Below are 15373 nucleotides of genomic sequence, written 5' to 3' on the forward strand. Positions count from 1 at the left end.
TTACACTGATTTCAAAATATAGAAAGAAAGAGTAATAGTTAGTTTTTGGGTTATGAAAAAGAGCTTCTGGTTTCCAGGAGCTCTTTTTTTATACCCTACTTTACACCCCAAAAAACATTAAATTCCATTAACCAAAACTCCTAAACCTTAACAACTTCATTTGCGTTTTTTTAAGATATATCAATTAAGAAATTACAATCAGTTTTACACTGATTTCAAAATATAGAAAGAAAGAGTAATAGTTAGTTTTTGGGTTATGAAAAAGAGCTTCTGGTTTCCAGAGGCTCTTTTTTTATAGCCTACTTTACACCCTAAAAAAACATTAAATTCCATTAACCAAAACACCTAAACCTTAACAATATCATTTGCGTTTTTTAAGATATAACAATTAAGAAATTACAATCAGTTTTTACACTGATTTCAAAATATAGAAAGAAAGAGTAATAGTTAGTTTTTGGGTTATGAAAAAGAGCTTCTGGTTTCCAGAGGCTCTTTTTTTATAGCCAAAATGATATGTGAATAATAATTCACTTATTAAACTCTATTAACTTACTCACTGAAACTAAGGTAATTTCACAACGTTAATATGTATATAAGATAGACAAAATCAATCAGTTAAAACTGATTTAAAAATATAAAAGAAAAGAGTAATAGTTAGTTTTTGGGTTATGATAAAAGAGTTGGAAGTTTCTTCTGACTCTTTTTTTGTCTTATACATTTTAAGTGAATATTTATTCACTTAATGATTTTGATTATCAGCATGTTAAGGGGAGATGAAAAAAACATTAGAAATTGTATTTATTCCTTTTTTAATTGCCTTTTCCCGTAAAGTTTTTACTAAATTGCGGCTAAATAAGATATGCCAAGTAATTATTTAATTCGATTACTTAATTTTTAAACTATCACTTGTAACCTTATGTCAGCTGAACAAGCTATCACAGAATACAGACCATTATTATATGCTGTAGCGTACAGAATCCTCGGTGTTGCCAGCGATGCCGAAGACATGGTGCAAGAAACCTTCTTAAAAATCATGAGAGTTGATCTCTCAAAGATTGAAGATATTAAGAACTATCTGATCAGAACAATTACAAATACTTGTTTAAATCATTTAGAAGCACTGAAAAGAAAAAAGGAACACCTAGTTGACAATTGGTCTAACATTACTAATAACTTTCACTTCGATCCTATAGAAAATTGGTCTAATGATAAAGCTACAGAATTATCAGAAGGACTTAAGAATATGATGAAGAAATTAAATGATGCTGAATTAGGAGTATACCTTCTTAAGGAAGCATTTAATTTAAACTATAATGAGATCACTGAAATCGCTAAAAAGAAAGCCGATCATTGTAGACAATTATTTCATCGATCAAAACTGAAACTAGAAGAAGGAAAGGATAAGTTCAATGTCGACCCAGAAAAGCATTTTCAACTTTTCAAAAAATTCCAACAAGCCAATAAAGATGGTGAGGTTGGAAGCCTAGTTGACTTCATTTTTGGCAATAAAAAGTCGGAATCGATAAAAAAAGGAAAAAAATATCGTTAATAAGTATAAGCGAGGAAAAACGGTAACTACAACACTTTTTCATCGCATAAAACTTATTAACATATCAATAAATTTAGACATTATATTCAATATTAGAGGATTACAGAATTATTATTATGTAATCCTCTTTTTTTTCTGAATAATATACTGACTTAAAGGTATTTAGTACACTTTTATTTTTTATGAATTTGCTCAAAATTGCCGTCAAATAATGATAAATATCATTCCTTAAAATCAACATCTAATGTAGGTTTGCAATGTAGATTTTTAGAACGACTTAGAACATAAGACTCTCACACATCTACACTCCGATTTTTTAGAAGAATTATTTATTAATTTAATATTTTATAATAAAATTATGGCAATTAAAGTAGGTATCAACGGGTTTGGCCGTATCGGACGTTTCGTATTTCGTGCTTCTGTAGAAAGAGAAGATATTGAAGTAGTAGGTATTAACGACCTTATTGATGTTGAGTACATGGCTTACATGTTAAAATATGATTCAACTCACGGACGTTTTAACGGTACTGTTGAAATCGTTGACGGTAACTTAGTTGTTAACGGTAAAACTGTACGTGTTACTGCTGAGCGTAACCCAGAAGATTTAAAGTGGGACGCAGTAGGCGCTGAGGTTGTAGTTGAATCAACTGGTTTATTCTTAACTGACGAAACTGCTCGTAAGCACATCACTGCAGGTGCTAAGAAAGTTGTTATGTCTGCTCCTTCTAAAGACGCAACTCCAATGTTCGTTATGGGTGTAAACAACAAAGAATATGCTGGTCAAGATATCGTTTCTAACGCTTCTTGTACTACTAACTGTTTAGCTCCTATCGCTAAAGTTCTTAACGACAAGTGGGGTATCAAAGATGGTTTAATGACTACAGTTCACGCTACAACTGCTACTCAAAAGACAGTTGACGGTCCTTCAATGAAAGACTGGAGAGGTGGACGTGGTGCTGGTCAAAACATCATCCCTTCTTCTACTGGTGCAGCTAAAGCAGTAGGTAAAGTTATTCCTGAATTAAACGGAAAACTTACTGGTATGGCATTCCGTGTTCCAACTCCAGACGTTTCTGTAGTTGACTTAACAGTAAACTTAGAAAAAGCTGCTACTTACGAAGAAATCTGTGCTGCTATGAAAGAAGCATCAGAAGGTGAATTAGCAGGTGTTCTTGGTTACACTGAGGATATGGTTGTTTCTAACGACTTCATCGGTGAAACTCAAACTTCAGTATTTGATGCTAACGCTGGTATCGCTCTTACTGATACTTTCGTTAAAGTTGTATCTTGGTATGACAACGAAATCGGATACTCTAACAAAGTTCTTGACCTTGTTGCTCACATCTACAATGCTTAATTTGTAGAGAGACACAAGTCTTAATATTAAAGGGGAAATCTTCGGGTTTCCCCTTTTTTTTATCAAAAATATTCTCCAAACTTGTGTTTCAATTTTTTAATGACCTATGAGATACTTTTTTCACTTACTCTTATTTTTTGTCTCTACTCATTCATTCGCACAAGAATGTGATGATCAAATCAAGAAGAAACACTGGAACTACAGAGTTAATCTTAGTACATTTATAGCAATAAAAGAAGGTGTAGATATTAACCCGAAATACATATACTACGATTTCATGGACCTTCCTATTGGTGTTCCTTTTAACTACTTAGATTACATCAATATTAAAGGATATAAATATGTTGACATCGATAAAAACAAACTATTAGAACCTGCCTTCCATTCATATCAGGAGATGCGTTCTAAAGCACTTCGAGATGGTATTAATATAAATATTCGTTCTTCCTATAGAAATAAGAGTACACAGGAATATGTTTTTCATAAACATGGGCCAAAGGTTGCAGAAAATCCAGGATATTCTGAACACCATTTGCTTACTACAATGGATATTCATTATTGTGGAGAAAATACTAAATTGTTCTTATGGATGTTGAAGTATGGTGCTGATTATGGATGGATTCCTACTTACTTTTTCCGTACAGGATCATACATAAGAAAAGAATCATGGCATTGGAGATACGTTGGAGCTGATGCCGCTTACTGGTTTAGGTGTACTTGGAACTACCAATACCAATCTGAAATCAATAGGTTACAAGCCGTCTTTGGACACATATAGCTTACCCAAATTTCACTTAAGCTACTTTGCCCAATAAGATGCACTTTGAGTGGTGACAGCCTTTTTACTTTCTTCATTTTTATCGCTAAGAATATTAGGCCTTATTATTCCTCTCAAAATTTTCAAATCATAAATTTCATCAACGGAGTTTTGGTAAATGATTTCACCTTGAACTGATAAGGTAGGTAAGTGAATGATGATAACCCCTGAACGGTTTCTACTTAAATAAGGAATAAGTTTTTTAAATGATGATGAATTTTCTCTTAACCTAGATAATCCTACAAATAAATAATCGCCTATATGATCCATACCTCTCACATAACCTCCTAATTCTAATAAAACCTGTTTCTTACCATTACTTAAGTCGATATGAGATAGATATCCTTTCGCACTTTCTAATACAATCATTTGATTCTTAATCAACCTCGGGGAATGAGGCATTGAAAGGGTATTGTTAACCACCTCATTTGTATCAACATCTAAAATACTCCCATGATTGATAAGTTGATCTCTCCAACTCTGAAAAGTATTTCCATTATTAAAACATGTAACATATTTTGGTTTCCCATTTTCTAATGCCATTCCATTAAGGTGGCATCTATCTTCTGACACTAATTCAGTTATAAACTTGGGCTTCCAATATTCCTCAAAACTAAATTCTTCTGAAAGTTTCATTATACAAGAGAATAAAGTATTAATTCCATAAATACCATCATCACCAAATTCAATATCATGGATGTCCAAAAAGTTGGTTTTGTATGATACCCGTGGCAGATACATAGCATCATACTGATTTGTTTTCTTCGGATAATGTTTTGCCAATTCTTTCGAATTAGAAAAAATCATCACTTCATCTTTACATGCCAGAGCAATTTTTGATGCATCATGATTTAAACCAATACCCATCGGCTTATCAAATGTACGCGGTAGTTGATGTATTACCGTTCCATCTTCTGAAGAAAGATAGATTAGTTTGCCTGCTTGATACGTTGAGAGGGCAATTGTACAACCCAACTTATGAAGTAACTCGGGTACTTGTGGAGAGTAATGACATGCAAAAGGTTTCATATTGTATAGATTAAAATGATCCCCTACCATAAAATATTATGATAGGGAATAATATATCGGTCCTTATTTCAATTTAGTTTTTGATGACTTTTTGTACAATTGGATACTTTTGATTATCACAATACAAGCACAATAAATATATACCACGCTCTCCAGGTAAAATAACATCTCCTCTGTCGGTATTGTTAAAAACGGAATGGCTGCGTTGTTGCCCATTAATAGTGTATACATCAATAATTAGTTTAGAAACGGTTTTTGGTAAGTGAACATTTATTTTTTCGTTTGATGGAATCGGGAATACATTGATTTTTACATCCTCCGGATTTTCAAGTCTTGTGATTTTCTCCTGGCATTCTTCTTCATTAAGAATACTTACGTCATAGACATTAATCACACTGTCACAGCCTGTTTCATAAGTAAGTGTGTCATAGTAGATGCCTGATTCTATAATTTCAATATCACCAATCACAAACATTTCACATTTTTCAATCTGAATCGAATCAACCTTAACTTCCGAATTGATATTTACAGTCAGTTGATATACAGTATTGCAATCGTTTCTTAGCGTATCAAAATAAATTCCTGATTCAGAAATCCATTGATTATGCCATTTAAAAGGATGGCAGTCAGTAATTGATTCTTCAATAAATGACTCACATTTCTCTTCACAATCTTTATTGATTGTAAGATTAAGAATTGTGATAACATCGTCACATTCTCCCTCACCTTTTTCAATATATTGGTAATCTCCTGTCTCCGTTAGCGTATCATTTTCATAGATATAGAAATCACAAGCATTGATATATAAAGAGTGGATTTTTGGTAGACATGGTGTTTCAATTTCTTCTATTCTATAAGACAGTGAGTATGCCACTTCATTAATTGATTCAACATAGAATGTATCGCCATTATTTACATTGAATATGATTAATTTTTCATTTTCATCACAAGTAGTTGCAAGTATAGAGCTTTTACAAAGATCACTATACACTGTAAAATCTCCATTTTCTTCAGAGGCCTCAATAATCATTTGTCCATCATTATCTGCCGTTAATTGCACTAAATCCGTTCTATTTTGCATTGCTAATTGTGTATTTGGACTCAATGGATATGCTGAATAACAAGTTTCTTCTTGGAATGATAATGAGAAGATATAATCGCTCTGGATGTATTGATCTGACATATGAATAAGTACCTCCTCACCTTCGTTCATTGAATGTACAATTTCACTTTGTAGGTGTGAGAAATCATCATTGCTAGAAATCATCGTCTGACAATCTGAATATAATTCGATTTTTGTATCAAGATACGTCATCCCTACTGTAGAAATTCTTAAATCACCACTTTCAAAGGCATGGTATCTATACCAACCACTACCAAAGTCAGCAGTAACTTTATACACACCACTCATTACATCCATTGGAATTGCACAATCTGAAGATTGGAAATCATGAATTAAGGCAGTTTGGGTAAAGCATTGTTCTTCAAAAGTCACCTCAAAAAAGTAGTCTTCTCCAACATCTTCATTGTTCATATTAATGATGATATTATCACCTTCTGATAATGGAACTTCTACATATGTACCTCCATTAAAACATCTATTATAAGATTTCTCAATCATCAGATCACAATTCTTGAAAAGCTCCATTACAACATCTTCCTGAGAGATACCACAAGTTGAGACTTTAAGTGTACCATTTTTGAAAGCTGTATAACTGTAGTATGAATTTTCATTATCAGTTAGCACTTTATAATAATTATCTTCTTTGATCTCTGTTGCGTTATCACAAATTAATCCAGCATCAGCTTCTTCATAAATCATTAAATCAAGAGCCACTATACTATCACAACCCAATTCATTTTCTAATGTAAAAGTGTAATTTCCAGTTTCAGTCAAAGGAATTTTCCCATCAAATAAATACTCATTGATGGCTTCTACTCTAACAATATAAATGTTTTTTGGTAATCCAAGAACACCAACATGATGTGTTGTTTCTTCATTGAAAATATCTTGTGGAGCATAAGTAATTAAAGAATCAGCCCAGTACGTTGTTCCACAATCTAGGTTTCTGTATTCCCAACTTTCTACATCATCTAATGTGAAATAATTGATGATATCCTTGTTGTAACCACCAATAAAAATTTCATTATTTGATAGCTCAATACTTGCCACAGGCGATGAAGTACTATCATGCTCATACACTAATGCATGGTGATAATTCCAGGTGTCATTCGATTTATAATAGACATGAACATCTGGGAAATTAGTTACTTTTCCATTCATCAAAGTATGTTCACTATTTTTTGAGCCTACTAATGCATATTGATCATTTATCTGTACAAAAGTACCGTACGGTGATTGTTTACTATCGTTTTCTGGCAACATAAAACGAGTTTCTTTAGACCATGCATTCTCATTATTTACAGTATAAACATACACTTCATCTTCGCCCTCTTTTGTTGGATTATAAGAGGACACAATCATTTGATCACCCTCTATTTCTCCTCTGATTATTTTACCTTCTGGAGCATTAAAAACTTGATCTTGATTCCAATTATTTCCATGTTTATTATAAACTAATATCACATCAGAAAGAAGAATAACTTGATTCTCTCTTATACCGATTTCATTTACCCTTTTGTTGATTTCTAATGTTTCTTCAAGATCCCATGAAGTAGTTGCAACATTATACCTGTAGATAAAGGTAAATTTATCGCCAGCAATTACGGCAACATCATTTTTCACCTTTACTGACATACCAAAGAAATTACTATATAACTGATTGATTGGTGATATGATAGATTGTTCAAGTACTAAAGAACCTTCATTACTTTTAGAATAGATGAACACTGCTCCTCTGTGATGAAAATAATCAGAGTCTGACGGGAAGTAGACAAAAGGAGCTCCTACAATAACATGCTCATCGTCCATATCAATTGATCTACCAAATTGGTTTACATCATTCTTATAATACGGTGCATAAATCTTTTCTTGGAATTCCCATTGATTATCATTCTTAGTATAAAGTGAGATAGAACCAGTTTCAACTAAATTCACAGAGGCTGAATCAAAATCATCCAATGGCTCACTAACTATCATCATCTCACCATCTGAGATTATTTCATAAGAAAATCTTGTATCTGAAGGAAATTGAGACGGCTTATAAGTACTTGATAAAATGGGTTCTTTTTGATCAAAGTGTCCTTTACCATTTGTTATACCAGCATATCTTTGAGGGAATGCTTCAACATTTAATACTGTTTCCTCAATAGTTTTATCAGAAGAGAAGGCCTCACAAACATTATTAGAAACCTCTACAAAATAATTTCCTTTTTCATGTGGAATAAAATACGGATTGGTTTCTCCATGAAGTTTTAAAAAACCGTTATTTAATGATCTATACCATTGATAACTTGCTCCCTCTGTAGTTGCAATTAGAAACTCATCTTCTTTTCTAATTTCAGAAAGTAATGATGAAACATGAAGCTGTAAACCAATGATACTATCCGCTCCAGCAATCGTTTTTAGAGTATCTCTATACAATCCTGATTCTGAAATAATCTGTCCATTGAAATCATACTCATTGCAAGTTGTGACAGAAATTAAAGTATCAATTTCACAGCCTACCAAACTGCTCATTTTTGGTTGTACATGATCAATATCGTAGTAATAGATCTCATTATTTCCTGTGCCTGTTATTAGAACTTCGTCTTGACCATCACCATCCAAATCAGCAAAAGCGAGTGCTTCTCTTCTTAATTCTTTCAGATATGATAAACCAAAGGGATCTATAACTCCTTCTCCAAATTTAGGAGAACAAACAGTACCGTAGTTTTCAAAGAAAACAGTATTTCGGAACCAAGTACCCACAAAAATATCTAAATCACCATCTCTATCTATATCATTAAAAGTTACAGATCCCTCCCAATTAGAATCTTGAGTGTAACCTTCTTCTACTGTTAACCCTAAGTCATTTTTTCTTGGGCTATCAAAAGACGGTGTTTTATTGTCTCCTACATTTTCATAATAAAAGAAGTCACCATAATAGTCTACAGAAATAATATCAAAATCTCCATCATTGTCTAAATCGACAATATCAGTCGAATTAGTAGAATATTCAAAAGGGTCTTCTGCTGGGTTTTCAAATCCAAAAGGATTCTGTACTGGTTCCTTAAACTCTGGTGTATATTTATCACCAACATTTTCATAATAATACACATCTCCATATTCATATACTGAACATAGCAAGTCGTAATCTCCATCATCGTCTAGATCAACAAAAGATGTCTCCAATGCTGGATTATCAAATGGCTTTTGAAAATTAAAAGGCTCCCATTGAGCATCCTCTTTTATAAAAATTGGATTACTTCGGTCTCCTTTGTTCTCATAAAATAATAATCCCTTATGATTTCCTAAAAATAAATCAAAATCTCCATCCCCATCAATATCCACTAAATCAGGTTTTAAAAATGTAGAACTCCCAATAGCTATCGCCGGAAAACCTTGCCACTCATGAAAAGGAACTGGCTTATGAAACATAGTCTTTTCAATATTTTGAGCTAAAGAATATTGTCCCATAAATGCAGATATACTCAATATACCCAATGTATATTTTAATTTCTTTTGGCCTTGCCTAGTCAACTGATTTAATTCATCTTGTAAAGATTTGATCTTTTGAAAACGATATCTTGTTGAATGAAGTAGATGAGACAATTGTTCTTTCTTTCTCCTGATCTTCCTTAAAAGTCGCGAATGAGTAATAGAATATTTCATAGTTACAGATTTTGTAAAAAGTGACTGCAACTAGTAGAAAATCTCAAATATTCTTATTGCAAAAGGCGTTACAAAGCATTACAAAAGTGAAATAGAAGCATTACATTCTATTAATAGAATAGATGAAAATATGAGATAACAATATAAAAATGAATGATTCCTATAAGGAACCAACCCCCAAGTGAAATATTGACATGGATTTCTGTTAGTAGTTTTATTTGAATGATAAAAAGAGAAGTAGTTTTATAACATGATGATCGTTCTTGTACTTATTCTATATAATGTTGAGAGTTATTTGTACAAACATAGAACTACAGTATTTGATTATAATGAGCAATTAAAGATGAATATTCATTCAAATAGTTGAAATATGAAATCAAGTAACCAAATTATAAAAGGTATAGTCATAGAATAAATCGTTTTCTTAAATAACTCAGATAAAATATAAAATGCTTGTCATTTAGAATTTTAGAAGTCTATATTTTTTGAAACAACCTGTTGATTATACAGGCCTACTATGACCATAATTACCATGTACAATAAGTTATTTATTACAATTGCTATTTTAGTGCTTTCAGTATTTTGTATTTCTTGTTCAACTGAATTTCATAATGAGGAGTTCACGCAAGAACTATCACAGGATATTCATGTTGACCATAGAGATATCTATGCTCAATTCGAATCCGTACTAACGGTTAATTATATAGAAGTTGCCATCAAAAAGATTGAACATTTTTGTTTCAAAGATATACGTAAAGACTTTATGGAAGAAACAGCCGAGATGTTTGAAGGATATATTGTTTCTTATGATAAACAACCAACATCCGAAATAGATTAATTATCAATTCCTATTTATATATTCAATCATAGTTCATAATCAGTCAATACTGTATCAATTGAAGTAATTATATACTCAATGAAGTACAGTAAAAAAACTAAGGGGTTTTCTCATACAGAGATTACCCTTTTTTTATAAGCTGTTTTTTTAAAAAACTTCAAACTTTTTTTTAAAGAGCTCCCCCTCGCGATTGGCGTTTATTAATCCTGTACTCAGCAACGAAGCTGTTACAAAAAATAATAAACACAATGAAAAATAATTTACTTATCGGATTAAGCGTAGTTTCTTTAGCAATGGGTGCTGTTTCATGTAACCCTCAGGAAAATTTATCCACTTCAACAACCTCAGAACAAAATAATACAGTTCCATCCACCTCAGGTATTCAAGCAGAATTCACATTCGAGAAAAGTAATCAAAGAACAGTTGGTGATACTCGTACTGATGATGTTACTATCGATAATAGTAATATTAATGTATATGCATCTCAAAATGGTGTGATTCCTTCAGGTTATTATTATGATGCCAATGCTCAAACTTTAATGAATGTTCCTTATGGTATAGATCAATTTTATGCTGATTATGATGCTGTTATTCCTGCAGATCATACGCCTGAACTAGGTATGGGAATTGATTCTCATATTCTTTCGGAAAATACTGCTCAAGCCGCATTAGATTATGTTCGTGATTCTAGAGAGCCAATAGTTAACTTTTTGTCAGCAACACAGACTCAAGATGTTAACAGTACAACTCAGTTAGATCCATTTGTCATGATGCCGCAAAACGGAAGAATTTCTTTTGGTATTCACCTTGACGCACCTTCAGAATTCTGGAGACTTGATGCTGAGTTTGTTGTTTACAATAAAAACGGTGAACAAATTGGTAAAGTAGAAGGCATTCCAGAAGATGAAGTAGGTGGTGAAGATAGATACAATCTAGGTTTTGATTATACTGACTTACAAGCAGTTTCTGGTGCATATACTTACTTAAAAATTAAAGTGATTGAATTAAATTCTAATGGGGAAAGAGTAAACGGCCCTAATGATAAACAATGGATTCTAGATGGATCAATTGATGGAGCTTATTCAGTTGCTAATGGTATAGCAAAAGGCTACGCTATTAATATTGATGAGAAATTTACTCCAACTATTACTGACTTAAGTGCAGAGTTTCAATTTGTACAATTAGTCATTGACGATGAAGAAGTAAATCTTGACTAAAAAATTTAGAGGGTGTATCATTCAATTTATACACCCTTTTCATTTAAATCATAAAATACTATATATCAATAATTTAAAATAACATAAGAATCATATTAGAATTGAGATATAATTTCAAAATCATAATTCTAAAATCTGTAGACATTTTTCATATAAATTAAACACAATTACTATCGTTTATGATTGAAGTTTTACGGCAAATAGTTACGCCGTAGAATTAATTTAATCATCAATATTGACCTACTAAATAGGGCAAACAAATTTATTATGAAAAAACAAATTCTAGTATCACTAGGCGTTGCTTCTTTAGCAATCGCTGCTACATCTTGTAACCCACAAGAAAATTTATCAACAAATACCTCAGAAGAAGTAGCCGTCACACCTCGCGTTAGTGAATTACCTGCAGAAGTAATTTTCTCAGAAAGTAATTTAAGAACTAACGGACAAGAAACTGACGATGTAACTATCAATAATAGTAATATTGAAGTAGTGATTTCTCAAGGCGGTACAGCTGTTAAAGGTGCTGCATTCGATCCTGAAGCAAGCGTTATTAATAATGTACCTTACGGTTTAGTTGATTTCTATGCACAATATGATGCAGTAATCCCTGCAGACCACGAGATCGCTTACGGAAAAGTAATTCATAACTCAGAACTAAAAGAAGATAATGCTCATGCAGTTCTTGATTATATGAGAGAACTAAGAGAGCCAGTGGTTCAATTTGAATCAGAAACACAATCTCATGATGTTAACTCATCTACTATCTTAGATCCATTTGTATTAATGCCACACAATGGTAGAATGGCAGTAGGTATCAGCTTTGATGCTCCTTCATCTTACTGGAAATTAGCAGCTGAAATCGTTGTTTTCAATAAAAACGGTGTTCAAATTGCTAAAGTAGATGGTCTTCCTGTAGAACAACACTCTCCAAACAACGAGTATTCTATTGGTTTCGACTTTACTGACCTTCAAGCAGAAACAGGTGCTTATATTCACATTAAAATTGAGGCAAATGAGTACAACTCTCAAGGTGAAAGAGTATTTGGTCCAGAGGATAAGAAGTGGATTTTAGATGGTAAAGTTGATGAAAGATTACAATTAGAAAATGGTCTTTCTAAAGGTCTTGCTATCGACATCAGCCGTGACTTCACTCCAACAATCACTAACGTTGCAACTCAGTTCCAGTTCATTCAGTTAGTTATCGAAGATGAAGTAGTTGAGTTAAACTAGATCATTAAGAAACACACATCACAGAGTCAGTATATATAATATGCTGGCTCTTTTTTTATACTCAAAATCTTTTTGGATTGATTATCTAATTCAAGAAAAAGAATCCTCATTATCAGTAAGTAGTATAAAAATAGTTTAATAAATATAAGAAAGTTATTATATATATATCGATAGCTATATGATACACATTCGCTTCTAAAATACTCCGTTAAGGTATAATGAAGTCAGGAAACAGATATTATAATTTCTGACACTACTTAAAGTAATATACAAAAAATACAAATTATGAAAAATCATTTACTAGTTGTTTTAGGTGCAGCATCATTAGCTTTCGGTGCAACATCATGTAACCCTCAAGAAACATTATCCACTTCATCTAATCAAGAAAATGTGGCTGTTGCTCCAAGATTAGAATCATTACCTGCTGACTTTATCTTTTCAGGTTCTAATGCTAGAACTGGTATTGAAACTGATGACGTTACTATAGATGAATCTAATATTGTTGTTAAGGCTGTTCAAGACGGTACTGTAGTAGAAGGATGTACTTATAGCTTCCAAGAAAAAGCAATTAAGTCTGTACCTTATGGTTTCGTTGATTTCTCTGCTAGCTATGCAGCGGTTATCCCTGCTGGTCACCAAATCGCTACAGGTACAGCTATCCACAATTCTCAATTAAAAGAAGATAATGCACATGCTGTTCTTGATTATATGAGAGAATTAAGAGAGCCTGTAGTTAACTTTGAATCTGCTACACAATCACAAGACATTAACTCTGCTGCAGTATTAGAGCCATTCGTAATGATGCCTCAAAACGGTAGAATGGCTATCGGTATCAGCTTTGATGCTCCTTCTTCTTACTGGAGATTGGCTGCTGAACTTACTGTGTTTGATAAAAATGGTAAGCAAATTGCAAAAGTGGACGGTATACCTGTAGAGCAGCACTCACCTAACAATGAGTACTCTATCGGTTTTGATTTCACTGATACACAAGCTGTAACTGGTGCTTACGTTCACATTAAAATCGAAGCGAACGAGTACAACTCTCAAGGAGAAAGAGTATTCGGTCCTCAAGACAAGAAATGGATCTTAGATGGTGCTGTAGATGATACTTACAAATTAGAAAACGGTATTTCTAAAGGTATCGCTATCGACATCAGCCGTGACTTCACTCCTACTTTCACTGACGTTTCTTCGGAATTCCAATTCGTTCAGTTAGTAATCGACGATGAAGTTGTTGAGTTAGACTAAGTTAGTCCTTATTATAAAAAAGAATTTCTTTATAAATAGGCGACTAAACCCGAGTATGTTTAGTCGCTATTTTTTATTGAACTCCTAAGCCAGCCTATTATATAGGTTGGCTTTTTTTATTTAGATAGAAAATATAAGTAAATTTTTTCATAAAATATCTAGTAAATATAAGAAAGATATTTTTTGAATATTGACAACTATTTTTTACACATATAAATAGAATATACCCCGTTAAATAATCATGTATCAAGAAAATAAAAGATATAAAAATAACAAAATTCAATAGAAAATAGTACAATAATGAGAAATCAACTTTTAGCAGTATTAGGAGCTGCTTCATTCGCATTCGGGGTATCTTCATGTAACCCTCAAGAAACATTATCCACTTCATCTAATCAAGAAAATGTAGCTGTTGCTCCAAGATTAGAATCATTACCTGCTGACTTTATCTTTTCAGGTTCTAATGCTAGAACTGGTATTGAAACTGATGACGTTACTATAGATGAATCTAATATTGTTGTTAAGGCTGTTCAAGACGGTACTGTAGTAGAAGGATGTACTTATAGCTTCCAAGAAAAAGCAATTAAGTCTGTACCTTATGGTTTCGTTGATTTCTCTGCTAGCTATGCAGCGGTTATCCCTGCTGGTCATCAAATCGCTACAGGTACAGCTATCCACAATTCTCAATTAAAAGAAGATAATGCACATGCTGTTCTTGATTATATGAGAGAATTAAGAGAGCCTGTAGTTAGCTTTGAATCTACTACACAATCACAAGACATTAACTCTGCTGCAGTATTAGAGCCATTCGTAATGATGCCTCAAAACGGTAGAATGGCTATCGGTATCAGCTTTGATGCTCCTTCTTCTTACTGGAGATTGGCTGCTGAACTTACTGTGTTTGATAAAAATGGTAAGCAAATCGCAAAAGTGGACGGTATCCCTGTTGAGCAACACTCACCTAACAATGAGTACTCTATCGGTTTTGATTTCACTGATACACAAGCTGTAACTGGTGCTTACGTTCACATTAAAATCGAAGCGAACGAGTACAACTCTCAAGGAGAAAGAGTATTCGGTCCTCAAGACAAAAAATGGATCTTAGATGGTGCTGTAGATGATACTTACAAATTAGAAAACGGTATTTCTAAAGGTATCGCTATCGACATCAGCCGTGACTTCACTCCTACTTTCACTGACGTTTCTTCGGAATTCCAATTCGTTCAGTTAGTAATCGACGATGAAGTTGTTGAGTTAGACTAAGTAATAAACTTGATATTAGTTGAAGAGTAGTGACAAATTATAATGAAAGAG

Annotated in this window: 10 protein-coding genes; 8 read left to right on the forward strand and 2 right to left on the reverse strand. The window is 32.8% G+C overall.

The annotated features are described in order from the left end of the window. Nucleotides 1–916: 916 nt before the first annotated feature. The 3 genes from QL232_RS25905 (at nucleotide 917) to QL232_RS25915 (ending at nucleotide 3684) form a co-directional block, all read left to right on the forward strand. A complete protein-coding gene (locus tag QL232_RS25905) occupies nucleotides 917–1549 on the forward strand; it encodes a sigma-70 family RNA polymerase sigma factor (RefSeq protein WP_168882768.1) in 633 nt (210 codons plus the stop codon). A gap of 355 nt (nucleotides 1550–1904) precedes the next feature. Continuing rightward, nucleotides 1905–2906: a type I glyceraldehyde-3-phosphate dehydrogenase gene (gene gap / locus QL232_RS25910; RefSeq protein WP_281616402.1), complete on the forward strand. Its 1002-nt coding sequence runs from the start codon at nucleotides 1905–1907 to the stop codon at nucleotides 2904–2906. 106 nt (nucleotides 2907–3012) lie between these two features. Then, complete coding sequence (locus QL232_RS25915) at nucleotides 3013–3684, forward strand: D-alanyl-D-alanine carboxypeptidase family protein (RefSeq protein ID WP_168882770.1); 672 nt, start codon at nucleotides 3013–3015, stop codon at nucleotides 3682–3684. 21 nt (nucleotides 3685–3705) lie between these two features. On the opposite strand, the gene QL232_RS25920 is transcribed toward QL232_RS25915, so the two are convergent. Together QL232_RS25920 and QL232_RS25925 are read right to left on the reverse strand one after the other, a co-directional pair. Then, complete coding sequence (locus QL232_RS25920; RefSeq protein ID WP_281616332.1) at nucleotides 3706–4752, reverse strand: TIGR03032 family protein; 1047 nt, start codon at nucleotides 4750–4752, stop codon at nucleotides 3706–3708. 73 nt (nucleotides 4753–4825) lie between these two features. Continuing rightward, nucleotides 4826–9526 carry an FG-GAP-like repeat-containing protein gene (locus QL232_RS25925; RefSeq protein WP_281616333.1) on the reverse strand — a complete coding sequence of 1567 codons (4701 nt, stop codon included), beginning with the start codon at nucleotides 9524–9526 and terminating at the stop codon, nucleotides 4826–4828. 517 nt (nucleotides 9527–10043) lie between these two features. Between QL232_RS25925 and QL232_RS25930 the strand changes: the two genes are divergently transcribed. The 5 genes from QL232_RS25930 to QL232_RS25950 all read left to right on the forward strand — a co-directional run bounded on the left by QL232_RS25930 (nucleotide 10044) and on the right by QL232_RS25950 (nucleotide 15322). Continuing rightward, nucleotides 10044–10364, forward strand: a complete 321-nt coding sequence (locus QL232_RS25930) for a hypothetical protein (RefSeq protein ID WP_281616334.1) — start codon at nucleotides 10044–10046, stop codon at nucleotides 10362–10364. A gap of 248 nt (nucleotides 10365–10612) precedes the next feature. Further along, nucleotides 10613–11581 carry a hypothetical protein gene (locus tag QL232_RS25935; RefSeq protein WP_281616335.1) on the forward strand — a complete coding sequence of 323 codons (969 nt, stop codon included), beginning with the start codon at nucleotides 10613–10615 and terminating at the stop codon, nucleotides 11579–11581. A 267-nt stretch (nucleotides 11582–11848) separates the two neighbouring features. Beyond that, nucleotides 11849–12811 carry a hypothetical protein gene (locus tag QL232_RS25940; protein WP_281616336.1) on the forward strand — a complete coding sequence of 321 codons (963 nt, stop codon included), beginning with the start codon at nucleotides 11849–11851 and terminating at the stop codon, nucleotides 12809–12811. A gap of 285 nt (nucleotides 12812–13096) precedes the next feature. After that, entirely contained in the window at nucleotides 13097–14059 is a 963-nt protein-coding gene (locus QL232_RS25945) for a hypothetical protein (RefSeq protein ID WP_168882776.1), read from the forward strand. 300 nt (nucleotides 14060–14359) lie between these two features. After that, nucleotides 14360–15322, forward strand: coding sequence for a hypothetical protein (locus QL232_RS25950; RefSeq protein WP_281616337.1), 963 nt, complete (start codon nucleotides 14360–14362; stop codon nucleotides 15320–15322). Nucleotides 15323–15373 lie beyond the last annotated feature (51 nt).

The sequence above is a fragment of the Flammeovirga sp. SubArs3 genome (assembly GCF_947387565.1).
Taxonomy (GTDB): domain Bacteria; phylum Bacteroidota; class Bacteroidia; order Cytophagales; family Flammeovirgaceae; genus Flammeovirga; species Flammeovirga agarivorans.